The organism is Acidobacteriota bacterium (assembly GCA_030697165.1).
GTDB lineage: Bacteria > Acidobacteriota > Vicinamibacteria > Vicinamibacterales > UBA2999 > 12-FULL-67-14b.
On the sequence record JAUYQQ010000022.1, the window covers coordinates 116,665 to 140,074 of the forward strand.

At 62.1% G+C, this 23,410-nt stretch carries 26 protein-coding genes; 8 read left to right on the plus strand and 18 right to left on the minus strand.

The genetic code is table 11. The features are described 5' to 3' along the window. Positions 1-46: 46 nt before the first annotated feature. From Q8T13_20150 to Q8T13_20200, 11 genes are all read right to left on the minus strand, one after another. Entirely contained in the window at positions 47-1,276 is a 1,230-nt protein-coding gene (locus Q8T13_20150) for a TrbI/VirB10 family protein (GenBank protein MDP3720080.1), read from the minus strand. A 2-nt stretch (positions 1,277-1,278) separates the two neighbouring features. After that, positions 1,279-2,058 carry a TrbG/VirB9 family P-type conjugative transfer protein gene (locus Q8T13_20155; GenBank protein ID MDP3720081.1) on the minus strand — a complete coding sequence of 260 codons (780 nt, stop codon included), beginning with the start codon at positions 2,056-2,058 and terminating at the stop codon, positions 1,279-1,281. 13 nt (positions 2,059-2,071) lie between these two features. After that, positions 2,072-4,498: a DUF87 domain-containing protein gene (locus Q8T13_20160; GenBank protein ID MDP3720082.1), complete on the minus strand. Its 2,427-nt coding sequence runs from the start codon at positions 4,496-4,498 to the stop codon at positions 2,072-2,074. Continuing rightward, a complete protein-coding gene (locus tag Q8T13_20165) occupies positions 4,495-4,806 on the minus strand; it encodes a VirB3 family type IV secretion system protein (GenBank protein ID MDP3720083.1) in 312 nt (103 codons plus the stop codon). The genes Q8T13_20160 and Q8T13_20165 overlap by 4 nt, the downstream gene beginning before the upstream one ends. A gap of 6 nt (positions 4,807-4,812) precedes the next feature. Then, positions 4,813-5,202 carry a TrbC/VirB2 family protein gene (locus Q8T13_20170; GenBank protein ID MDP3720084.1) on the minus strand — a complete coding sequence of 130 codons (390 nt, stop codon included), beginning with the start codon at positions 5,200-5,202 and terminating at the stop codon, positions 4,813-4,815. 465 nt (positions 5,203-5,667) lie between these two features. After that, complete coding sequence (locus tag Q8T13_20175) at positions 5,668-6,426, minus strand: DUF4198 domain-containing protein (GenBank protein MDP3720085.1); 759 nt, start codon at positions 6,424-6,426, stop codon at positions 5,668-5,670. Positions 6,427-6,484: 58 nt separating this feature from the next. After that, on the minus strand, positions 6,485-7,228 hold the full coding sequence (locus Q8T13_20180) for a prolipoprotein diacylglyceryl transferase (protein MDP3720086.1): 744 nt from the start codon (positions 7,226-7,228) through the stop codon (positions 6,485-6,487). A 9-nt stretch (positions 7,229-7,237) separates the two neighbouring features. After that, a complete protein-coding gene (locus Q8T13_20185; protein ID MDP3720087.1) occupies positions 7,238-8,086 on the minus strand; it encodes a DUF1775 domain-containing protein in 849 nt (282 codons plus the stop codon). 21 nt (positions 8,087-8,107) lie between these two features. Beyond that, complete coding sequence (locus tag Q8T13_20190) at positions 8,108-8,398, minus strand: hypothetical protein (GenBank protein MDP3720088.1); 291 nt, start codon at positions 8,396-8,398, stop codon at positions 8,108-8,110. Between the two features lie 65 nt (positions 8,399-8,463). Further along, positions 8,464-9,312, minus strand: a complete 849-nt coding sequence (locus tag Q8T13_20195) for a copper resistance protein B (protein ID MDP3720089.1) — start codon at positions 9,310-9,312, stop codon at positions 8,464-8,466. Further along, a complete protein-coding gene (locus Q8T13_20200; GenBank protein MDP3720090.1) occupies positions 9,309-11,192 on the minus strand; it encodes a copper resistance system multicopper oxidase in 1,884 nt (627 codons plus the stop codon). The genes Q8T13_20195 and Q8T13_20200 overlap by 4 nt, the downstream gene beginning before the upstream one ends. A 143-nt stretch (positions 11,193-11,335) precedes the next feature. Between Q8T13_20200 and Q8T13_20205 the strand changes: the two genes are divergently transcribed. Further along, positions 11,336-11,758 (plus strand): hypothetical protein, encoded by a 423-nt coding sequence (locus Q8T13_20205; protein MDP3720091.1) that lies wholly within the window; start codon positions 11,336-11,338, stop codon positions 11,756-11,758. Positions 11,759-11,856: 98 nt separating this feature from the next. On the opposite strand, the gene Q8T13_20210 is transcribed toward Q8T13_20205, so the two are convergent. Continuing rightward, on the minus strand, positions 11,857-12,489 hold the full coding sequence (locus Q8T13_20210; GenBank protein ID MDP3720092.1) for a c-type cytochrome: 633 nt from the start codon (positions 12,487-12,489) through the stop codon (positions 11,857-11,859). Positions 12,490-12,761: 272 nt separating this feature from the next. Here Q8T13_20210 and Q8T13_20215 point away from each other — a divergent pair, with 272 nt between their 5' ends. Continuing rightward, positions 12,762-13,337 carry an outer membrane beta-barrel protein gene (locus Q8T13_20215; GenBank protein MDP3720093.1) on the plus strand — a complete coding sequence of 192 codons (576 nt, stop codon included), beginning with the start codon at positions 12,762-12,764 and terminating at the stop codon, positions 13,335-13,337. A gap of 76 nt (positions 13,338-13,413) precedes the next feature. Here the strand turns inward: Q8T13_20215 and Q8T13_20220 are convergent, their stop codons facing one another. Beyond that, entirely contained in the window at positions 13,414-13,752 is a 339-nt protein-coding gene (locus Q8T13_20220; GenBank protein ID MDP3720094.1) for a VTT domain-containing protein, read from the minus strand. A 157-nt stretch (positions 13,753-13,909) separates the two neighbouring features. Here Q8T13_20220 and Q8T13_20225 point away from each other — a divergent pair, with 157 nt between their 5' ends. After that, a complete protein-coding gene (locus Q8T13_20225) occupies positions 13,910-14,668 on the plus strand; it encodes a response regulator transcription factor (protein ID MDP3720095.1) in 759 nt (252 codons plus the stop codon). After that, positions 14,652-16,040: a HAMP domain-containing sensor histidine kinase gene (locus Q8T13_20230; GenBank protein ID MDP3720096.1), complete on the plus strand. Its 1,389-nt coding sequence runs from the start codon at positions 14,652-14,654 to the stop codon at positions 16,038-16,040. The genes Q8T13_20225 and Q8T13_20230 overlap by 17 nt, the downstream gene beginning before the upstream one ends. Here the strand turns inward: Q8T13_20230 and Q8T13_20235 are convergent. Then, the gene (locus Q8T13_20235) at positions 16,033-17,073 is read right to left on the minus strand and encodes a type II glyceraldehyde-3-phosphate dehydrogenase (protein MDP3720097.1); all 1,041 of its coding nucleotides are present in this window, start codon (positions 17,071-17,073) and stop codon (positions 16,033-16,035) included. The genes Q8T13_20230 and Q8T13_20235 overlap by 8 nt on opposite strands. A 321-nt stretch (positions 17,074-17,394) precedes the next feature. Here Q8T13_20235 and Q8T13_20240 point away from each other — a divergent pair, with 321 nt between their 5' ends. After that, positions 17,395-17,829 (plus strand): hypothetical protein, encoded by a 435-nt coding sequence (locus Q8T13_20240; GenBank protein ID MDP3720098.1) that lies wholly within the window; start codon positions 17,395-17,397, stop codon positions 17,827-17,829. A 124-nt stretch (positions 17,830-17,953) separates the two neighbouring features. Here the strand turns inward: Q8T13_20240 and Q8T13_20245 are convergent, their stop codons facing one another. After that, entirely contained in the window at positions 17,954-18,295 is a 342-nt protein-coding gene (locus Q8T13_20245; protein MDP3720099.1) for a hypothetical protein, read from the minus strand. Positions 18,296-18,542: 247 nt separating this feature from the next. On the opposite strand from Q8T13_20245, the gene Q8T13_20250 reads away from it, so the two are divergent. From Q8T13_20250 to Q8T13_20260, 3 genes are read left to right on the plus strand one after another with little or no spacing between them, the layout of a single operon-like run. Continuing rightward, positions 18,543-19,835, plus strand: a complete 1,293-nt coding sequence (locus tag Q8T13_20250; protein ID MDP3720100.1) for a phospholipase D-like domain-containing protein — start codon at positions 18,543-18,545, stop codon at positions 19,833-19,835. Between the two features lie 37 nt (positions 19,836-19,872). Beyond that, a complete protein-coding gene (locus Q8T13_20255; GenBank protein MDP3720101.1) occupies positions 19,873-20,577 on the plus strand; it encodes a lycopene cyclase domain-containing protein in 705 nt (234 codons plus the stop codon). 1 nt (position 20,578) lies between these two features. Beyond that, complete coding sequence (locus Q8T13_20260) at positions 20,579-21,229, plus strand: hypothetical protein (GenBank protein MDP3720102.1); 651 nt, start codon at positions 20,579-20,581, stop codon at positions 21,227-21,229. Here Q8T13_20260 and Q8T13_20265 read toward each other — a convergent pair. The 3 genes from Q8T13_20265 to Q8T13_20275 all read right to left on the minus strand — a co-directional run bounded on the left by Q8T13_20265 (position 21,195) and on the right by Q8T13_20275 (position 23,409). Further along, positions 21,195-22,418, minus strand: a complete 1,224-nt coding sequence (locus tag Q8T13_20265; protein MDP3720103.1) for an MFS transporter — start codon at positions 22,416-22,418, stop codon at positions 21,195-21,197. The genes Q8T13_20260 and Q8T13_20265 overlap by 35 nt on opposite strands. A 66-nt stretch (positions 22,419-22,484) precedes the next feature. Next, the gene (locus Q8T13_20270; GenBank protein MDP3720104.1) at positions 22,485-22,925 is read right to left on the minus strand and encodes a hypothetical protein; all 441 of its coding nucleotides are present in this window, start codon (positions 22,923-22,925) and stop codon (positions 22,485-22,487) included. A 10-nt stretch (positions 22,926-22,935) separates the two neighbouring features. Next, entirely contained in the window at positions 22,936-23,409 is a 474-nt protein-coding gene (locus Q8T13_20275) for a universal stress protein (GenBank protein MDP3720105.1), read from the minus strand. Between the last annotated feature and the right edge of the window lies 1 nt (position 23,410).

Sequence of the window (23,410 nt, forward strand, 5' to 3'; positions counted from 1 at the left end):
TGAGCGTTAGGACGGCGAGTGCTAGAGCCAAGCGCGAAAACATCTGTCACCTCTCTTGGTCAACGCCGGTGGTGGCTGCGCTCCACGCCGGCAGTTCCAGGTCGCTGGTCACATAGACCTTCACGCGGTGACCTTCTCGGATGGTGATCGTGGGCATGCGATTGAGAAATCGATTGAGCGACTGAGCGCTGGCCTGGGATGCTGCGTCAGCCGAGCCCGCCACAATCACCGTCCGGTCTCCGTCGCCGCTGCCTAACGCGGCGCTCCCGAGCCACTGCGACAGCCCGCCAACCAGGCCCACCGCCGCCGCAGCTCCAAACGTCGACCAGTAGTGCTGATTGACACGATCCTTCAGCCCGGAATCACCGCGCTGGTTCAGTCCCCTGAACTGGTCGAGGGCCACCGACTGTCCGTCCGGCATCACGACGCGGTGAAAGCCGACCGCCAGCCGCGTGTCGTTCAATCCTTCAACTTGTCGCGTTTCGCCGAGTACCCGCGCCCCAGCCGGCACCAGAATGTGCTGACCGTTCTGGGAGTAGACCGGGTTCGTGACCAGGCAGTTGACCGGCGAGGCCGCCGCTCCATCCAGGCGATTCGTCAGAACGGTGTCGATGATGGTGCCTTCGACGATCCGGTGCATATTGCCGGCAACAATCGAATACTCGCGGGCGTTGGCGGCAACACGTCGCGTGGCGCCCGGCACAGACGCGTTTTCGGACGCGGGGCTGGCCGCGACCTCTTGAGGGCTGTTTCGCGTGGTCGCCCGGACAACCGCGTCAGCGATGGCGTCCAGGGATGGCTCGTTCCCAGCCAGGCGCGGTCGTTCGTCGGCCTGAACTCCGGACTGGTCCGCCCTCGCGTCTGGCCTCTGCAGCGGTGCCCGCCGGCTCACGACGACATTGCTGGCGAACAGGCTCTCGTAGTCTCGCCGCTGCCGCTCGCCGGCAAGGGGATCGACTGCCTCAAGCTGGACGTCGTCCTGAAAGGCAGGAGGCAGGGAGGGCTCGCCCCTCAGCTCTGGGGCCGACAGGCCGTTGAGGGCACTGAGGCGCTCCTGATAGTCACGGACCCTGTCAGGGCTGACGGCCTGCTGCGCCGGGCTCGCCGCACTGCTGCGTTCGGGGGCCTGAGGCTGCCCGGTGAAGAAGATGATCAGGACAATTCCTAGCGCCAAGGCGACCATAAGCCAGGTCTGGATGCCCTTCGGCAGGACACCGCGCGGAACCGGCCGTCGGTCGACCACGGGCGCCGCGCCTTGTGTGTCGGTTGCGCTCATGGTTACTGCTCCCGCTGCTCAAACGACAGCCGTGTGCTACCCAGCGCCAAGTACCCACGGTCGAGCACCTTTGGGATGACGTAGACGCCGCCTCGAACCTGGAAGTTGACGATGGACGGCTTTCCATCCTTCAGCTCATAGAGCGCGGGAAGTTCGCGGGCGTCGGCTTTGAGAAACGTGAAGGCCCCGTCGTGCCAGATTGCCTGAACGAAGAATGGCTTCTCATACTTGGGGGTGCCATACGCAAACCGGAGTTTGCTGGGGTAGTCCTGATTGGCCGCTGCCAGCGCCTCCTTTGCGCGCTGTTCCGATCGGACGACCGCAGCTTTTGCCTCGGTCAGCTCCGAGTTCAGCCGTTCGACATCAGCTGCGCTGTAGTACTTCTGGTGGCCGGTAGGTGCATCTTGATTCGCGTTCACGTAGATCTTCAGATCCGGCTGGCCTGAGCCGGCCTTCTCCTTGAGCAGGAAGGAGTAGATCGCACCCTTTGCGGTGACCAAATTGAGATTGGTCTCGGCGTCCGCTTTCGCAGGCTTGACGTGGGCGACGTTCTGCACGGCACTGATGACCCAGAAGTCGCGGTCGCCGCAGATCACGTCGAGGATCTCATCGCCGTCCGGAAGGACAATCATCGTCGTATAGCGCAGCCGGGTGTTCAAGGGGATGACATTGCGGTCGGTCGCGGTCACTTCTCGAATACCACCTACTTGTGCGGCAGCCGGGCGAACGTCGAGGGCAACCCATGTCAGCGAAGCGACGATCGGAATCAGTAGTGCGCGCATCCAGTACCTCGTTTCAGGCAGAGGCGGCCAGGCGATCCAGGCCGGCCGCGAATCCAAACTCACGGAACACCGAAGCCACCCGCTCGTTGTCAATCGGGGTGTTTGTATAGATCCAATAGCTCTTGGGATCGACGTTCAGGTCGAGCACTTTTGCTAGCTGAGCCCGCTTGAGCAGCACCTGGCGGCGGGGCAGCAGGTTCGCCATCAAGCTCAGCTCCATCTCGTTCATCTGCAGGAGCTCGCGATACTGCTCCGGATTCATGGAGGGGTTCGCCAAGAGCAGCCGGGTCGGACAGCTCTCGACGACGGTCCTCAGCAGGTCGGCCGATGAGAAGTCTTCGATGCTCTGGGTGGCGAGGAGCATGGCGCCATTTCGCTTGCGCCAGGTCTTCAGGGCTTCCTGTGCATACGACCGCACCGCCGGGTGCTGAATGAGCCGCCAGGCCTCGTCCAGAACGCATACCTTGAGGCCCGGATCACCGGGATCGTGGACGCACTGGCTCACCCGATGCAGGATGTAGAAGAGCAGCGGCTCCAGAACCGCGGGATACGACCGCATGGCCTCAAAGTCGAAGACCTGAAGCCGGTCCAGCGCTAGGGTGTCGACCGGGTTGTCAAACATCGAGGCGTATCGACCGCCCTCAACCCACTTGTGCAGTCGTCCCCCGACGGCCCTCGGGAGCAGGCTCGAGAGCGTGAACAGCCTCCGCTGCGATTGTTCAAGAACGTACAAGTTCTCAATCGCTTCGTACACCTCGCGGTCCTCGAGGTGGCTCAGGCGGTAGCCATCCTCTCCTTCAATCAGAACCTTGGTGAACGCATGGAGAAAGTGCAGTTGCTCCGGCGTTGGTGACGAGATGTCGAAAGGATTGATGGTGACGGCCTGACGCCCGAGCCCCAGCTCGACATAGCTGCCCTGGAGAAGTGCCGTCAGCTTCCTGTAGCTGTGACCCAGATCGAGCACGATGGTGAGCGGGTCATGTTGCTGCAGCTGAGTGATCAGGAAGTTGAGCAGGAAGCTCTTTCCGCTGCCTGTTGAGCCGAGAACGAGTGTGTGGCCGACATCATCCACATGGAGGTTGAAGTGGTAAGGCGCCTGCTGCGGCGTCTCAAAGACGGCCAATGCACGTTGACCAAGATGAGGGCATAAAGGCTCGCCGTAGTCCTGGCTGAAGATGAAACTCAGATCCGCGCAATTGGTCTCCAAGAGGGCGATGCGCCGAAGATTGTAGGCGCCGTTGCCGGGGACGATGCTCAGCCAGGCGTTGAGAAGGTTATAGGTTTCCTCGACGAAGACTCCGTCATGGGAGGCCAGAACCTTGGCTGCCTCCGCGCTGGCAGTTTCCAGTGCCCTCGTGTCTCGGCCGTGGAGCACGAGCGTCAGGGAGGTGGAGCCAAAGAAGTGCCCGTTGACCTCGAGCTCGGTGAGCGCATCGCCGAGCTGGCCGACCGTTGCCCCAGCGGAATCGTCTACCAACATCTCGTCCGGTGAGGTATCAGCCGACACGTAGTTCACCAGAGACACCCGTTTGTTGAAGAAATGCCGTCTGCGCGAGTGAATGTCGCGCCGCACTTTGTCGTTTGGGAGGCGTTGCCACTCGGCGCATGCCACGAACTCACCTGGTAGCTCCACCAGGTCTGAGAGCATGTGTGCGTAGGTATGGCTCGGCGGCTCCTTCATGGAGAGCACCTTCAGAGACCGTGTGCCAACCCGCAAGTGATCGCGATGGCATTCGATCGCGGAGTCGGCAGCGAAGTAGTCCAGGTATGTGTCGTAGCGCAGGCTGCTGGCGTCGGCGACACTGGGATCGAGGTTCAGGAGTCGCCGGAAGAAGGCGAACATCTCCGCCTTTGGCAGTCGCCGCAGGTGGCACTCGGCCAGTTGGACAGCGAATGCCGAGGCAGCCTGGTCAAGAGTGCGAGTGGCTTCATCGAGCTGCGACTCGAGCAGGTGGAACGTGTGCGTCAGCGATAGTTGCTCCCTGATGGTCGCGAGCGGTTGTCGGATGAATCGCCGCAGCGATCCATCGAGGTGCCCGATGCCGGTTTGGTCCGACAGCAGCACCAGATACTGATCGACCTGGAACAGCCGCTCGCGCTTTCCGTTCAGGTACTCCGACCGACGCTGGAAGGCCTCCCGCGCCACTGCTCGCGAACAGTCCGGGACTGCAAACGCGTCGGCGTGCCGTTTGAGCAAGTATTGGTAGACGCGGGTCTTCTCATCCAACTGCCTCAACGCGGCTTCAAACTGGTGCGTGACGCGCTGTCGCTGCTCATGGGGCAATGCCTCGGCGTCGGGCCCCTGTACCTGGAACATGACGCCAACGCTCCCACTCTTGGTAACGAAAGTGACGTCATCCAGGAAGCCCCAGAGCGCTATCAGTGAGTTGATGGCTCCGGATTCTTGGTAGTCGCGAAAGACTCGACCGAAGCGCGTCATCGGCTCATCCTCACTTCGGCAGGCTGGTGCTTCAGTGGATCGAATCGCCTCCGTGCCTTCGACGAAGACAGGAGGATGCGAAGCATCTCGGGGTCCCGGTCAGTGGCCCACAAAGAAAAGCCATAGAGGGCGACGAACATCAGCAGCCCGGCCAGGAACGAATAGAACAGGTTGAACGTTGCGGCGCCCAGGAGCATCGCCAGAAAGAACAGCCGGCGTTCGACGCCCCAAATGGTGAGCCGCCGATGGAGCCCCTTGTAAGTGACTCGGACCGTCGGTCGCGGCGTTTGAACTGGCTTGGTTGTCATAGCCGTTTAGAACAACCACGTCATGAACTGGGCCGCGAACAGAGCCAGTCCGCCACCAAATACGATCCCGGAGATCTGTCGCTTGGCTCCACCTTCGCCGAACATGAACATGAGGCCACCGATCACAATGGCTACCAAGGCGAGCGACCGTGCGAGCGGCCCGGTGAACGTGAACTCGAGATTGCTGGCGGCCCTCTCCCATGGCGACTGCTGAGCAAACGCGACGGATGGCAGCAGAAGCACAACCGTAGTGAAGGCTTCAAGGATTGACGCGATCGACCAGCGTCGTGGCGGCGTGTTCGACGAGTCTGCCCGAAACGTTGCGCTTGAAATCGTCTGTGTGGCGACGGTAGATTCTCGACTCGATCGAGAAACAGGATAGATGCAGTCTGGCATGTCGTTCACCTCGGATCCGACGACGACCTTTCCTCAAGATCGTCCCGTAACCGATTGAACGCCATCGGGCACTGAAACCTTACACGTCTAAATACCGCCGAGAGTCAGCTCGATACTGAAAACAACCGCTTGTCCCGCCGCCTCCCCACGGCGAACAGACGGGATGAATCATGGAGCACCTGCGAACGATTGCGCTGCTCGATAGCGACGGCCAGCCATTTCAACCGCGCATAGAGCACGTTCTCCTGCAGCTGTTACTGTGCCTGCGTCGCGAGTTCCCGTCCTTGCAGGACGAAGTGGGCCTGGCGGAGATCATGGAAGAGGCCGGGCGCAGGAGTCGGCATCGCGAAGAACGTGGGACCCTCGAACGGCTGCACGGCTATGCCTGGGTCACTGTTCGAAGCATCGCGACGCGGGCTAGGTGTCTCAGCCATCGAGCCCGACTCAAAGTCCGTAACGGGTGCGTTACTTCCGCGAATAGACAAACGTCGCCCAGTGGACGTCCCATTGGGCGTCGGCGCCGGCCGGCGTTGGGACGACGTGAATCGTACGCACGTTCCATAAACCCGCACCGGTCGGCACGGTGATGATGCCGCCATTGGACGTTGTGAGCGTGACGTCCTTGGCAGGTTTCCCGCCGGGCGAGGCCATCTCCGCATGCACGCGAGCGCCGTCAAGCGGCTTTCCCTGAAACATGACGCGCATCCGCAACTGACCTGAGCCGGCGGGATCGTCCAGTGGAATGAACTCAAGCGGATGGCCAGCGTCGCGATCGTAGGCGCGAGCGCCGTTCCCAACTTCGACGACGGTCTTGCCATACTTCGCATACCGCCGGACAATGTCTGACTTCGGCAACTGACCCAGGCGATCGTAGCGCGCGAGCGCGTCCTCGGCGCCCTCGCCGACCAAGTACTTGCGGAAACTTTCGGCCGTCTCCTTGACGTGTCGCCACCCGACCTCGACGGCAACAATCTTCTGGCCAGGCGTCTTGGGCCGATGCCTTAAGACGAGGGAGTTGTCTTGCGTCGCCAGTGCGGTGATTCGCTCTTCGCTGTCGGCGCCGATGACTCGCGCGGAGGTGACGCGGTCGGGTGTCACCGCGGACAATGTCGTCGGAAACGCACTGCTCGTTTGGCCCTTGATAACGATCTCTCCTGACGCCGGCACAGCGAACGCGTCAGGCACGAGCCAAAAATCGTGAGCGCTGGCGCCGGCTGCGAGCATGCAGACGGCAGCGGCCAAAGCCAGGATACGGCGGCGACGAGAAATCATGGATGCGTCCTCATTGAGGTTGGATTATGGCCGATCGGCCCTTCAGCAGCAGCGCGACACCTGCCGCCACGACTGCCAGCGAGGCCAAATGCGCTACTGTCAACGGCCCGAACATTCGCTCGTTCACTCGAACGAACTCGATTAGAAAGCGGGTTAGTCCGGCAAGCGCGAAGTACGCTCCCAGGACAACTCGATCGCTGCATTGGCGGCGACGCCACACCAACAGTGCCCAGCCAATAGCGAACAGCGCGATGGCCTCGTAGAGCTGCGTCGGATGAACGCGTTCGAGCGTCGGCGGTAGGCCTTCAGGAAAAGCTACGGCCCAGGGCAGATCGCTGACCTTGCCGTAATCGTCCCCAACCAGAAAGCAGCCGATTCGCCCGATCGCATGGCCTATCGCCAGGGCTGGGGAAGCCGCCGCAAGGGTGGCGAGAAGCGGCAGCCGCTTCCGGCGAATCACGAGCAGGCCCGCCGCGAGCCCTCCGGCAAAACCACCGAACCAGCTCAATCCACCGCGTGAAAGAAGGAGCGACAGGAATGGTGCACTGCCGGCAAACTCGACAGCCCACCACAGCTTCGCGCCGAACAGGCCGCCGAAGATCCCAGCGAACGCCGCGTCGGTCGTGTCCTGCGGCAGACCGGCTCGGTTCAACTCGCGCCGAAATACCCACAATCCCACGAGCGCACCAATCGCGACGAGAACGCCAAAGCTGGTGATCTCGAAGCCCCCGATGCGAAAGAGGACGGGATAGATAACCGCCTCCTATTGCGCCGGGCGTCTCGCGCGGCTCGACGTGTGTGAATGCCGGATCTTCCAGCCCTCCGCCGTCTTCACCAGCATCAGCGTCTCGAGCCCCTCCGAGTCGAGCATCCGCTCGCCCATCTTGGCCTTGATGGTGTAACGCGACGTCGCATAGGCCGATTCCCCCCCGGGCATGAGCGTGACCTTGGTATCGGTGTGGCCGAACTCCAGGTTCTCAAAAGCCTTGAGCTCCGGACCCAGGTGACGATCGCGATAGTCGGCCCACCCGTTGTTGATGCCGGTGCCTTCGTAAATTGTGACGTCGGGATGATAGAAAGGCGCCAGCTTGGTCACGTCCTTGGTCAGGAACGCCGCATCGTAGCCCTTCAACCATGCGGCAATGCCAGCCGCGTCGTTCGGGACGCCCTGCGCGGCCGCGTCGGCCAATTTCGTCACCGGGCCCGGACGTTTGCCACCGGCCGGCTCCACCCAGGCCGTGTGCGTGCCATCGGCGAAGTGTTGGTGCGCCTTCCAGGCGATTTCAGTGCCGCCCTGCGGATTGCGGGCGCGGAAGAAGAAATCCGCGGACTCCTTTACAGGAATATTGCGCTTCCAGGTAATCGCCACGATGCGATCGCCGTTCTTCTCGACTTCGAAGGTCTCGCCCCCCATTTTCTCCACTTCGAGGACGGTGACCCCATCAGGAATCTCCAGGCGAACGGACGTTGTCGCAACCGTGCCTTCCGTGGGAACGCGAACCGAGTAGCGCTCTTCAGCGCCGGGCTTGGACTCCCGAGGCCGGACTCCTACGTGAGCCGCCGCCAGTGAGGGTAAGGTCAGGAATAGGGTCAGAGCAGAAAGCGTTCGCATCATCGAATATCTCCTCAGTCGCTACTTGGTTGCGGGATCCGCGCCGAGCTCGATGACCTTGGCGATCGACTTGTCGTCGTTGTCGTCGGTCACTGCCGTCACTACTATCCTCATGCCGACTTTGACGTCGGAGGCCTTCATGGCCTTCTTGGCACGAAGGAACTTGGTGTCTTTGTTGATGCCGACGGTGGCGTCCTTGCCATCCGGGCTCTTGAGCATGACGTGATCCGCGGCCGCCATTGTCACCGTGCCCATGATCTTGTGCTCGTGGCCAGGATGCGCCATCGTTACGCCGCCCAAGGCCATTGTCATCACAGCTAAAGCCATCGTTGCCAACATCAATCGTCTCGTCATCGTTGCTCCTTTAACCGCCAACCCTAGAACCACGTTCGCACGCCGGCCACCAAACGCCACCCGCCGATATCGTGGCCGGCTTCGGTGGAGAAATCGGCGGTGCCGCCGAACTCACGGTGCCAGACTGCGCCGAGGTACGGAGCGAACTCGCGTCGCACCTCGTAGCGCAACCGGAGCCCGGTTTCCACCGCACTGAGTCCCGCCCCGAGACCTCGTTCCGGAATGGATTTACCGTAGAACGTCAGCTCGACCAGCGGCTGCAACACCAGGCGGTTGGTGATCAGCATCTCGTACTCGGCTTCGAACCGGGCCATCGTCGCTGCTGATTCGCCGACGTAGAGCGTCGCCTGTATTTCGAACCACTGCGGCGCGAGCCCCTGAATGCCGACCGTCGCCCAGGTCTGACCAGGGCCTGGGCGAAAATCCTGTCGCACCCCGGCCACCACATCCCACCACCTGGAGAACGAGTGGCCGTAAGTGAGGTGAACTTCGGCCTCTTCAAGGCTGGAACCCTCGGAGGCGCCTTCGGAATGAATCCAGACTCGATTCACATCGCCACCGACCCACGACTTGATGTCCCAGATGCCGCCCTTGGTGTCGCCTGACACTTGCCATTCCAGTTGGTCGAACAGGACCGAGTAGTTGATGGCGCGGTCATGAACGGTGTGGCCGTGGAGGTCTTGCGGAAAGGCGGCGGCGCGATCCTCATCTGTAACCGGTGGAATAGGAGTCGCAGGCTCGCCCGATACGTTTTGAGCAGGCGCTGCGGGCGGCATGACATGGCCGGCATGAGGGTCAGGCGGCGTCTCTTGGGCAGAGGCAGCTCGAGCCGAGCAGACGATCAGAAGCAACAGGAGACCGGTGCGGATCATTCTTCGACCCGCACTTCCCGGAACATGCCTGATTCCATATGGAACAGCAAATGGCAGTGAAACGCCCAGCGACCCAATGCATCAGCGCGCACGCGATACGCGCGCCGGGTGCCGGGGGGCATATCGATCGTATGTTTGCGAACCTGGAATTGCCCTTGCTCGTCCTCAAGATCGCTCCACATGCCGTGCAGATGGATCGGATGACTCATCATCGTGTCGTTGACGAGCACAATGCGAAGGCGCTCGCCGTAGGTCAGGCGCAGAGGCTCAGCCGACGAGAACTTGATGCCATCGAACGACCAGGCGAACCGTTCCATGTGCCCGGTGAGGTGCAACTCGATGGTCCGGCTAGGTTCGCGGCCGTCGGGGTCAGCAAACGTGCTCTTGAGATCCGCATAGGTCAGCACCTTGCGGCCGTTGTTGCGCAGGCCAATGCCCGGATCATCAAGCTTCGCCATTGGCGACATCGTCTGCATGTCGACCAGTGGATTGCCGTCTTCTGATGACGGATGCGATTGCATCGATCCCATCGCCGCCATGTTGTGTCCCGCGTGCGGATCCGCCGGCGGCTGGGGCGGCATCTTGTGGCCGGCGTGCGGATCGGCGGGTGCCTCCGGCTTCGCCGGCATCGTGTGTCCGGCATGCGTGTCGGGGGCCGCGGGTGGTGGGGACGGCATGACGTGTCCCGCATGTGGGTCGGTCGCGGCGGGCGAGGCCGGCTTCGACTCGCTCATCGCCCCCATGTCGTGGCCCATACCGCCGTGGCCCATGTCGTCCATCGTGAGCAACGGCCGCGGATCGGGTTCAGGCACCGGCGCGCGCAAACCGTCACGGACCGCGAGCGTTCCAGCTGCGAAGCCGGTGCGATCCATAGCTTGCGCGAAAATGGTGAACGCGTCTTGCCCCGTCGGCTCGACGATCACGTCATAGGTTTCCGCGGTCGCAATGCGGAACTCGTCCACCGAGACGGGCTCGACGTACTGGCCATCGGCCGCGACCACCGTCATCTTGAGTCCGGGAATCCGCACGTCGAAATAGGACATTGCGGAACCGTTGATGAAGCGGAGCCGGACTTTCTCTCCGGGCTTGAACAACCCGGTCCAGCCTCCGGCCGGCGCCACGCCGTTCATCAGATAGGTGTAGGTGGCACCCGATACATCTGCCAGGTCCGTGGGGTTCATTCGCATGTCGCCCCACATCAACCGATCATCCAGGGTCGAACCCAGCCCACGCTCACGAACGTCTCGGAAGAAGTCGCCGATCGTGCGTTTGTGGAAGTTGTAGTAGTCGGATTGTTTCTTCAGCTTGCCGAAGACACGCTTGGGGTCTTCGTCGGTCCAGTCGCTGAGCAACACCACGTGTTCGCGATCGTAGGTGAACGGCTCACGCTCCTTCGCCTCCACGATCAAGGCCCCGTAAACGCCTTGTTGCTCCTGAAAGCCTGAATGGCTGTGATACCAGTAGGTGCCGTTCTGGTTGACGGTGAAGCGATAGTCGTAGGTGCCGTGCGGCCTGATGCCGTGAAAGCTCAGGCCAGGCACGCCGTCCATGTTGGCAGGCAAGATGATCCCGTGCCAATGAATCGAGGTGTCTTCCTCCAACTCGTTGGCAACCCGCAAGTGAACGGTGTCGCCTTCTTTCCAGCGCAGCGTCGGAGCGGGAACCGACCCATTGATGGCCAGCGCGGTCCTGGTCTTCCCGGTGATGTTGAGCGGCATCTCGGCGATGCGCAGGTCGAACTGCGTCCCTGCCAAGACGCCCGGAGCCTGGCGGGCGTCTGCTTGTGCATATCCAGGAGACACTTGAAAGCCGCCGAAACCGAGCGCGGTTCCGCTGAGCGCGAGCCCTTTGACGAACGTACGACGCGAGTACTGTGGCATACCTCTTTACACGGTATGTCTGGCACCGGCGGGTGTCGATTAAAAGTCGTTAACCAAGCCCCCGCAGTCGCCACGGTCGAGCTGTGACTGGGCGACTGTGCTACGCTCCGCGCGGTTGTCGTGACATCCTTCAGGAGGAACTAATGAACGTTGCCCGCTCGCTCGGTTTGACCCTCGCACTGGCCGTCGCCGCGATGTGTGCCACCGTGGCCGCCCACGAACGCAAAGAAGTCGCTGGCCTCAACGTGGTGTTCGGCGCCGAACCGGAACCGGCACTGACCGGCGAGATGCAGTTCCTGCGGTGGCGCTTTACCGCGCAGGACAAGACGCCCTTCACCGACCTCGAAGAGATCAAGGCGACCGTGAAGCGCGACGGCAAGATTCATGGTCCCTTCACCGGCCGTATGACGGCGCGCGATGCGGGCCTGGTCGCCACCCAGCACATCTTTACGGCCGCGGGGGATTACGAAGCGACGCTGACGTTCAGGAAGAAAGGGGATGCCACGGTTCACTCCGTGACGTTCGCGTTCAAGATTGCCGACCGCAAGACCATCGAGATCCCGTAGCCCTCACCACTCGCTGGCGGACCCGCGACCGTGCAAGTCCGCCAGCTCATCTCGCTCGAGCTACTTCACCGCCCTCGCCGACCAGTCGCTCCCTGGTTCTATTGATGGTGCGGTTTCGCTGGGGTCGTCGCCGCCGGCGCTGGCGGCGCATCAGACTCGCCCTCCAGGAATCGCCGCATCTCTTCTTCCTGCCTGAACTGCTCCGGGCTCTTTGGATTCAGCGTCTCCATGCGCGTCAACTCATCGGGGGTCAGACTCGGCAGGCGCCGGATGAAATGGACCAGGCCCCAACTGCCGGCGGCGCTTGCGGGCGTGCCGTCGCTCCACGCCGGCATGCCCGTCAAACGAATGCCGTTCTCGATGATGGCAAACAGCTCACCGTCGGACAGTGACTGGGTGTCGGACTCGCGCATATCTGGCGCCTTCGGAAACAGGTTCTGGCCGAGGGCGGTTTGTCCACTCCCGTCGTTGGCGTGGCAACTGGCGCAGTGATCCGCGAAATGGCTCAGGCCGTCGGCGAGTACGTCGGGCGTGGGTTCGACTGGGTTCTTCTGCGTTCGAACTGCGGCGGGGGTCGCGAGTTGTCGCATGGTCCGCGCAAGGAGCACTTCGGCCTGACTGGGTTCGGTGCGCGTGCTCAGGCCCCGGCTGAGGATCGAGTACCCGATGGCGGTGGCGATGATGGCGGCGACAATCACGAGAAGGGCGGCAGCGCGAATGATCGACTTCATGGTGGGAGCTCAGCTCACGAATCTACAGGCCAGAAATCGGCGGGCCGCCTTAGACGGTACGTCGCCTGACCTGCGGCCAGGATTAAAAGTCGTTAACGAACTGCCCGGTCTAGCGTCCGCGGCTCGCCGGGGTATCATCGGCGGCATGACACTGCGGAATGCCTTGGTAGCGGTAGCGCCACCGGCCTGATGGCATCTTCGACCGTTCCCGGCATTCGAGCGCAATCGTCCGGAGCGGACCGGGAACCCGCACGTTCGCAGCCGAGATAGACATGAACACACAATTGCGACAGGTCGTTCTTGCGGTCGTCCTCATCGTCGCGACCACGGCGCCGGCGCGGGCCCAGGGCTACCTCAGCCCCATGCTCGGCCTCAACTTCGGCGGCGTCTCGGGTTGCCCCGGGCTGCGAGACTGCACGAACGACCAGAAAAACGTCAGCATCGCGGGCGGTAAATTCGCCACGATTTTCGGCATCGAAGCCGAGTTGGCGTCCTCGCCCACGTTCTTCGGTGAGGCGACAGGGTTGTCCTCGAGCGTGCTGACCGGGATGGGAAACGTGATGCTCGGGCCGAGGGCCGGGCCAGTGCGCCCCTACGTGCTCGCGGGGGCCGGCATCATGCAGGCGCATTTCGAGCTGAGCACCCCGAGCGTGCTCACCACGCATGATACCGTCCTTGGCTATGCGATCGGTGGCGGCGTGTTCGCGTTGCTCGGCGACCGCTTCGGTGTGCGCGGCGACCTGCGCTACTTCCACTCGTTCCGGGAAGTCATCATTCAGGGAGTGACGCTGCGGAGTAACAAACTCAACTATTCGCGCATCGGCGGGGGCCTCGTCATCCAGTTCTAGGATCGTTGGCCGGCGTGGCTTTCAGGCGTGTGGCGTTCGGTTTGCGCGCCTGGTCTGAACTCGTGATGACTGCGGTCTACCATGCAGCCGCACCCCACGCCACGACGAGGTATCGCAGCAGTTTCCCAACGACGGTCCACCAGGAGAATCGAACGAATGGGATCTGAGCAACACCGGCCGCGGCGACGATTGCGTCACCGATGATGGGCACCCACGAGAGCAACAATGCCGGCGCTCCGTACGTCGCGATCAGGCGCGCCGGGCGCTGACGGACCGGATCACGTCCGGTGGTTCGCAGACGCGTCGCTGCGGCCCGTCCGATCCAGTAAGTCGTGCACGCGCCAAGATAATTGCCGGCCGTCGCCACACTGACCACCGCGATGAAGGCATATTCCTGCCGAATCAGGACGACCACGGCTGGTTCTGAGCCAAGCGGCGCAACGGTCGCCGCGAGAAAACTCCACCCGAAAAGAGCGAGATACCCCCACATCACGTCAAGCGGTGCAAAGTACGACCCGCCTCTGGCGCGAATGGCCGTTTTGTAGCTTTATGAACAACAATTAATACACCCGATGGTAACGCTCGGAAATGATCTCGCCGTGCAGGACGCGCGCGTTGACGCAGCGGAGCGGGTGCCGCGCGTACTCGTTGTCGAAGACGAGGTGCGGCTCGCCACGCTGATTTCCCAGCATCTGTCCGACCTGAACCTGTCGGTCCGGGTCGAGCATACTGGCAGTGCTGGCCTGGCGGCCGGGCTCGCTGATCCGTTTGAGCTGATTCTCCTGGACGTGGTGCTTCCGGAGGTTGACGGTTTCGCAATCTGTCGCGAGCTGCGCCGCCGCAACGTGACCACGCCGATCATGATGTTGTCGGCGCGCGGCGTGCTCGAAGACCGCGTGCGGGGTCTGGACAGCGGCGCCGACGACTATCTGACCAAGCCGTTCGAATTCGCCGAGCTCAGCGCGCGCGTGCGAGCGTTGCTGCGCCGGCAACGTCCCGCTGCGACAATGAGTGTCACGGTTGGCGAGCTGTCGCTCGATCCAATGTCCCGCTCCGTGCATCGAGGCGAACGGAAGATCGATTTGACGCAGAAAGAGTTTGCACTTCTTGAATACTTCATGCGTAACGTCGGTCAGGTGCTCACCAGGGCGATGATCGGCGAACACGTCTGGGACTTCACGTGGGATCGCATGACCAACGTGATCGACGTCTACGTGAATCACCTCCGTCGCAAGCTGGAGGACGCCGGCGAGTCACGAATGATTCATGCGGTGCGCGGAGTCGGTTACGTGTTGCGCTCTTCGGAACACGCTGATGATCAGGACGCTTAAGGCCCGCACGACGCTGTGGAACGTGTTGGTCATCGCCTCGGCGCTGAGCCTGTTCGCGGTACTTCTGTACGCCTGGCTGGCACGTACGCTTTATGGTCATCATGACGGCGATCTTCGTGAAGAAGCCAAGCGGGTTCTCGCCAGCGTGTCGTCGACCACGGATCCAATTGCCGCGCTGCAGGCACTCGACCAGGAAGGGGCGGTGGCACCGTACCTGATGGTGCGCGACACCCACGGCAATGTCGTCTTCAGATCAGAGCGGCTGGCGAAGGCCGAACCTGAGATTGGCGCCCACGAGGTGTTGATGCACGCGGCGACCAGCGGCCTCACCGTAGAGCAATTCTTTACCGTCCATCTGGCACGCGGGCCAGTACGATTTACGTGCGTGCCGTTGGTAACTCCATCGGACACATATCTCCAGCTTGGCAGACCCCTCGGCGACGTCGGCATGATGCTGGAGGTCGTGACGATTGCGTCTCTTGTGCTGATTCCAATCGTCATCGCCCTCACCAGTTTTGGTGGATTCCTCATCGCCAGGCGCGCCCTGCGTCCCGTTGATGTAATTGCAACGTCTTTGGAATCCATTCAAGCAACCGACCTCTCTCGCCGCATCGATCCGCACGCCCCGGATACCGAGGTCGAGCGCCTCACGTCAGCGATTAACCAGCTGCTGGATCGCCTCGGAACGTCGTTCAAGACCATGCGCGAGTTCACTGCCGACGTTTCTCATCAGTTGCAGACGCCATTGACGGTCATGAAAGGCACGATCGAGTCTGCTCGAGAAGGCACTCCAGAAGATCGCGCCAGGGCACTGAACGCGGTGTCTGACGAGGTCAATGCGCTCACTGCCACTCTTCAGGACCTGCGAGACCTGGCACTGGCAGACGCTGATTCAGCGGGTGCTCGCGGCGGCCCAGTTATCGTAAGCGAGGTATTCGAGGAGGCCGGTGAGTTGGTCAGCGCGCTGGCGGAGGCTCACGGTGTCGCCTGCGAGACCGCTATCGAACCAGGCCTCCGCGTCTGGGGAAACCCCGTGCGGCTTCGCCAGTTGCTGCTGAATCTTGGTGAGAACGCTGTTGAGTTCACTCCTGCCGGTGGACGCATCCGAATTGAGGCAGCCGGTCGCGATGGAATGGTGGTCGCCACCGTGTCGGATACCGGCGCTGGTATATCAGAGGAGTTATTGCCGCGCGTGTTCGATCGGCACGTGCACGGACAGGCGCAGGGGTCAAAAGCAAGATCGGGCCTTGGCCTCGCAATCGTCAAGCGCATTGTCGACGCCCACGGGGGCAACGTGACTATCAACAGCACTCCAGGCTCGGGCACGACTGCGCTCGTAACGCTGCCGATTGCCAGAGACCTCGCTACATGAGCGATGCCTCGATGCCGAGCGCCGCATTGGTCCGGGCAATCGACTCGTGCGGATCTTTTTCGACTCCCGTCAACGCTCGAATGGCGTCGATCGTCTCAGGGATGACGATTGCCTGGTTATCGACCATATACGCGTAGAACAGTTCATCGCCCTGAACCCGCAACATGTCGGCCCACAGTGCTACTTCGTAGAGGTTGGCATGAGGCCGGCCTCGATCGGCCATGAGTTCCTTTACCGAGTTGAGAGCCACCAAGCCGTCGCTGATGCGGATCAGCGCGATTCGAGATGAGGTGCGAAAGGCGTCGAGCACCTCGTCTTTGCTGGCGTTACGCGCCATCTGCACCGACCAGTAGTGCAGATGGCCCAAGGTCTCCGGGACCTTCACCGCCATTGTGACTACATCGAGATCCGGGTCGACGCTCTGCGCGTCGGGGCCCTGGTGGCTCGGGATCTCCGGTTCTGGTACCAGCGTGTTCATGATCCCGCTGTCGTGACTTTCCCAGGGATCAGCCGCGCGCCTGAGCAGAGTACCTCTGGCCCGCCGAAGCAACCCCGCTCGCTTGAGTGCGGTCAGTGTTCGCACAATTGACGTGGTGTTACACGACACCACGCGGGTCGCATCGCGATCGATGGCGCTGGCATAGTTGGACTCGGCAACAAAGGAATGGCCGGTCACTTCGTGTTTCTCGCCGCCCTGGACGATGAACTTCAACCGGCGCCGACGATAACCTTCGATATTCTTTGCGGCAACGTGCTTGGGGGTGCAGTCCACGACTATGTCGGCCTGACCCAAGAGGTCGTCCAACGTGCCAGCGACTTCCAATCCGACCGCACGCATGGCGTTTGCGTGTTCGCCGGTGGCACCGAACAGACGAAAGTGATGTCGGGTCGCCATGCGAGCCCGCCAGTCCGTCACGACGTCTGACACGCCGGCCAGCGTCATGTCCTCCTGGCTTTCGACGGCGTCCGCCACCCGCTTGCCGATCACTCCGTAGCCGTTCACGGCAACTCTGACTTGCTTCGAATTAGACATGCTCAGCCGTGGTCCCTTCCAACGCGGTCAACACTGAACGGTATCAGTGGGCGAGACAACTGACCTGTGCGGAAAGAGACACTGTGGCTCATGGAACTCCGCGCATTAAAACTTGTTCATACAGGCGAATCCCTCGGTCCGCAGTAGCGCCGTGGACATCAGCTTGCATCATTTCCCGCTGAGAGCGGTCGGCGCAGCCTTCGCATGCCGACACTTCCCTGTTTACGGAACCGGCTTGTCCAATCTGGGCTGGTGCCAACGTTTACATGCGTCGGTGGTGACCTCGGTGGGTCAATCGTCAATTTCGAGAGGAATGAACACATGAGAATGAAGAGCATCGTCACGGCGGTCATGGCAGGTTGTGCAGCGGTCGTGATCTCGGCGTCCCCCGCGCTTGCGGCTCAGGCACATGATCCCCAGCATGCCGCGGCCGACAAGGCGAAGCCGGCCTCGGGCATGGCGGCCAAAGACCACGCCATGATGGCCGAACACGGAAAAATGATGGCCGACATGAAGGCCGCCGACCTGCGGCTCACTGACCTCGTCACCAGGATGAACAGCGCGTCAGGCGCTGAGAAAACGACGGCGACCGCCGCGGTCGTGACCGAGATGGTGGCGCAGAACCGGGCCATGCACGCCGGCATGATGAAGATGCAGCAGGGCATGATGCCCCACATGATGGAACACATGCAGGAGGGGAAAGACTCGATGGCGATGTGCCCGATGATGAAGCAGATGGGCGACATGAAGCACTGATGGCCCGGGCCAGGTTTCGGTCAATACGAGGCACCACAATGAAACAAGTAGTCGCAGTTCTACTGGCAGGCATCGCGGCAGCCTGTGGCAACACGTCATCCGTGGGGCCAACGGGTCCCACGGCTCAGACGGTCATGACCGGGACCTGGTCCGGAAGCGCATCTGACTCAAGCAGCTCAATGGGGGCGGGGAACCTGATGGGGCAGACCGGCATGGGGACGATGACCTGGCCGCTGACGCAGAACGGCTCAACGGTCACCGGCTCCATGAACTTCGACGGCATGGCGGGGCGGATGCCCGGTGTCTTCTCGGGCACCATGTCCGGTGACGACATGGCCTTCACGATGGACATGCCGATGACCAGCATGATGTCGTCCGGGTGCACGGCGCGAGCCACCGGCACGGCGCGCGTCGATGGAACGAGGATGACGATGACCGGCACGTACAGCGGCTCGAATTCTTGCACTGGGTCGTTTGTTAACGGCCAGATGACGATGACGCGTCGGTAAAGGAAGCCGCAGGAGGCCCGTGACCGCCACGTCCGAGTGTCCATATTGTGATGTGGCGGTCATGGCTGGTTGCCGGTGACTTTCGTACCACATTCCGACGAGCGACGAGCGCGCGGTGCAACTCCGGCACCGAGCCAATCACCGCCACACACGGGAGCCACCGCTGCTCCGTGTTCGGGGAGCGTCCCAAGTGTCCGGACGCGTGTGCGCCCTGCGCTGGCGCGGCTTGGCCGGTGGGCGCTCGTGGGCGCCTTCGGACTTGCCGCGCTGATCGGCGTTCAGCACGTATCGCGCGGTACTTCCGTACGGCATGTCCACGGCGTCGGGGCCGATAGCACTCCCGTCTCGCCCGCTGAGCCCCAGTTCCCGCTCAGCGTCGCCATGCTCACGGGGGCTGCCCTCCTCCCCGCGAGCCAGGTTGCGATTGCCCTCAATGGAAATGGCACGTTCTCGCGGCTCTGGGGCGATCTCCGTTCGGCGCGCCAGTCGATCACGCTGCAACTGTATGTCGGCCAGGACGGTCGAGTCGCCGACACTCTCTGCCAGATTCTCGCGGAACGCGCCGCGGCGGGTGTTCAGGTCTTCCTGCTTTACGATGCCTTCGGATTTCAAGGGATGCCATCCGAACACCAGAGCGCCCTTCGCGCGGCGGGTGCCGTTGTCGTACCGTTTCGCCCTCTACGGCTGTCGACGCTGCACATGGCGCAGAATCGATCCCATGTCCGTGGCATCGTGGTCGATGGGCACATCGGATGGACCGGCGGTTTCAGCATCGATGACAGATGGCTCGGCGATGGCCGCACCAGTGACAGTTGGCGGGACACCAACGTCCGATTCGAAGGTCCGGCAGTCCGGCAACTCCAGGCTGCATTCGCAGCAGCGTGGGCGGAAGCGACAGGTACCCTGTTCAGCGGGCGCGCAACCGTCGGTGACGGCGACGGCGACCGGGCGCTCGCCGGGCTTCTCTACGCCACGCCCACCCTGGGGAGTACCTCCGCCGAGCGTTTCTTCGCGATGACCATCGCCGGCGCGAGGAAGACTCTGTACATCACGAATTCCTACTTTGCACCCGATGACAACTTCGTCGGCCTTCTGGCCGACGCGGCGCGACGCGCTGTGGACGTTCGTGTTCTGACGGGCGGTCCCCGCACCGACGTGCGGACCGTCCGATTGGCGGGTCGCGCTCAGTATGCGCCGCTGCTGGAAGCCGGCGTGCGCATCTACGAGTGGCAACCGACGACGCTTCACGCAAAGACGTTCGTGGCGGACGGCGTCTGGGCCACCATCGGCTCGATCAACTTCGATAACCGGTCACTGACCCTCAACGACGAGTCGACGTTGATGATTCTGGATGAGAACATCGGGCAGCAGATGGACACGATCTTCCTCGACGACCTGAGGCACGCGGAGGAGATTACGCTGCTGGGTTTCCGCCAACGCTCCTGGTTGCCGCGCATTCTCGAGCGGGCAGCGAGCGTTATCCAACGACTGCTCTAAGGTCGTACCACCAGGGGCGAGGCGGCAAAGAAGGCCTATGAGATATCACTATGTGTGGCTCGGATGGTCGAGCGGGTTTCTTCTTCCCTGGCTCGCGCTGTATGTGACCAATCCGCAGTTCCGACTCGTGATGTGGCGCGTCAGTCTACTGACCGCGGTGGGCGGCCTGACCGAGCCCATCTTTGTGCCGGAATACTGGAATCCGCCGAGCCTGTTCGAGTTGGCGCAACGCACGGGCTTCGACATCGAGAGCCTCATGTTCTGCTTTGCCATCGGTGGCATCGGAGCCGTCATGTACAACGCGCTCACCAGGCGACCCTTCGGTCCGGTGAGCGGCGCCGAAAGGTCGCGGTCGCTGCATCGGTTCCATTCCGTGGCCCTGTGGGCGCCGTTCGTCTTGTTTGTGCCGTTGTATTTCCTGCCCTGGAACCCCATCTATCCCGCCATTCTCTGCATGGCCATCGGGGGCATCGTCTCCGGCGTCTGTCGCCCGGATCTGAAAGTGAAGGGGCTCGTCGGTGGCACCGTGTTCCTGGTCCTCTACGCGCTGTTCATGCTGGGCCTGGTGTGGTTCACGCCCGGCTACATTGAGCAAGTCTGGAATCTGGCGGCGTTGAGCGGGGTTCTAGTTGGCGGCATCCCGCCCGAAGAGCTGTTCTTCGGCTTCACGTTTGGCTGGTACTGGACCGGGGTCTACGAGCATTTCACCTGGAGCACGAGCGTGGCGAGGGCGAAAGCCTAACATGTGTTTTTCAGCCTCGGCCAGTTTCATCGCTGGCGCATCACTGTCCGCAGTCGGCATCGCGGCGCTCAGAACCACGGCAGCGAGAACCGAGCAACCCCTCGCGGCGATTCCGCTATTGTTCGGAATACAGCAACTCACGGAAGGCGTGATCTGGCTGACGTTTGAGCATGACGCGCCACACGTCAAGCAGGCGATGACGTATGTGTACTCCGGATTCTCGCACGTGCTGTGGCCCGCGTACGTGCCCTTCGCGATGGGCGTCCTCGAAGCCGTCCGCTGGCGGAAGCGAACCCTGTTCGCATTTGAGGCGGCCGGGCTGGCGGTGGGGCTGTACCTGCTGTACTCCCTCGTTGCCGGCCCGCTCGTCGCCGAAGTCGTCGGCCAGCACATCGTCTACGACTCCCCGCATTTCTATCAGATTCCTGTGATGGTCGTGTACCTCGCGGCGACCTGCGTCAGTTGCTGGTTTTCGAGTCACGGGTTTGTCAGGCTGTTCGGTGTGCTGTCATTGCTGTCGTTCATCGCAGCGTACGCCGTTCATGCCGCAGCTTTCTTCTCGATCTGGTGCTTCTTTGCGGCGATGCTGAGTCTTCTGATCTATTTCCATCTCAAATTCAGAAATGCTGGCTATCCTTTGCCTGCCAGCTGACGAGTAGAGCGACCGTAACCAACAATCCCCCGGTCAGCACGTAGGGGGCGTTAATCTGCCAAATCAACAGCGCGCTCCCCACCAACGGTCCGCTCGTCAGACCGAGACTGTTCGCCGCATTCTGAACGCCCAACGCCGCACCGACGCGGCCGCTGTCACCGCGCTTCGAGATCACTGCCGTAAGGTTTGGGGAAACCATGGCGGTGCCGAGTGCGAGCAGCCCAACAAGGGCAAAGATCGGAAACGGCTCGCGTGCTGTGACCAGTAGCGCGAGGCTCGTGCCCATTAGACCCAGACCGGCACCGATTGATCGCATCTCACCGATGCGCCCGGCAAGGACGCCAGCGGCTCCGACCTGGAAGACGGTCATTACCAACCCGCACACCACGAAAACGGCTCCGACTTCGCCCGGACCGTAGTTGAACTTGGCCTGCGCATAGAGCGCGAACGTCGACTCAAAGAGCGCGATCCCGAATTGCGCAACCAGCGCCAGGCCGAGGAGCGGAGCGATCGATCGGACCAGGCCTCGCCAGTCGGTCGTCGTTCCTGCTCCCGCGGCGCGCTTAGCCGCGATGGGATGCGACTCCGGTAACCATCGCAATGCTGCGAACAGCGCGAGCAGACCCAGGGCGGCGGCTGCGAAGAACGGGACCGAGAAGCTATCGAGCATCAAGTGGCCGTAGCGCATCGTGAGATGCATGTCTGTGCGAGACAACGTGCCACCAAGCGCCGGACCTACGACAAAGCCGAGACTCGTGGCCGTGCCCAACCACGCCATCCCCCGACCGCGGTCCGCATCAGTGGTCATGTCGGCCATGTACGCGGCTGCGACTGGCAGTGTCGCCGACGACAATATGCCGCCGACAATGCGCGCTGCATAGAGTAGCCACAGTGATGTGGCCAGACCGAACAGGACTTGTGAGATTACGTAGCCGGCGATGCCGATCAGGATGAGCGGTCTTCTTCCCATTCGATCGGACCAGCGTCCCCACACTGGCGCGAACAGAAGCTGCCCCAGCGCGTAGACACCGGTCAGCAAGCCGACGTGAATTACGACACGCTGGCTGGACGCACCTTCAGCCAGTGCGAGCCGCTCGACGTAGAACGGCAGCACCGGCATCGTAATACCGAGGCCAATCATGTCGACGAACACGCAGGCCAGAAGGACGAACAGGTGTCTACTGATCACGGTAGCCGGCGCCGTTCGCAGAGCCAACGTTCGCCTAGCTGAGCGCCGAGTCGTCATCCCGTCTCACTAGTCGTCGTTGGACATCGAATGCTTGCCCTGGCGCACCGCACCGTCCTGTGCTTCGTCCCACACCATTTCGCATGCGGTCACGGGCATCGCGGCACCGGCGCGCCATACCCATCCCACCGGGAGGAACCGATCGCCCTGATTGAGAATGTCCGCCGTGGGCTTGAAGGACACTGCCAAACCTGATTCCACCTGCATCACTTCAGCAGGAAGCGGCTGGAATTCGCCCGTCTGCTCGTCATGCATGTGCGGAATGAAGATGCCGAGTTGGTACTCGGATAGTTTCTGCAGCATCGCTTGCACTTCCGGCAGGTGGATCGCGTCCTGGGCGGTTCTCAACACTGGTGGCAAACCCACGGCGCTTGCTTGTGTCACATTGGCTATCGACATGATGCTCTCCTGGATTGCGTTGGTCTGGCGCTGCGTGACCTCGTTCACCATCGCGCAGTCTTCAAGTGGTCGTCGGCGTTGGTGGTCTGCGCACAATCGCGACCGAACACTTCGCGTGGAGCGCCACGGCCTGCGACACCGAGCCGAGCAGGAAGCGTTCGATCGTTCCCAGGCCGTGTGAGCCGATCACGATCCAATCCGCACCGAACGCTTCGGCGTCGTCCAGGATCACCTGCTTGGGTGAGCCGGAGAGGACGTCCGTCGTCACCGTGAGGTGCCGGCCGCCATCATCGGTCCGGAGCCTGGCGGCCGCCTTGTCGACTGCGGCACGCGCCACCTCGCGCCCGGTATCTTGGATCTGCATATACAAGCCCGGATTTCCGCCTCCCCCGGAAAACGTATCCGGCATGTACGGCGGTTGAACCACCGAGATCACTCGCACTTCGCTGCCTGCGGGATAGTGTTGTTGGGCAGTCGCGTCCACCGCTGCGTGGCTATGTTCAGAACCATCGATGGCAATAAGAATCTTCAGCATG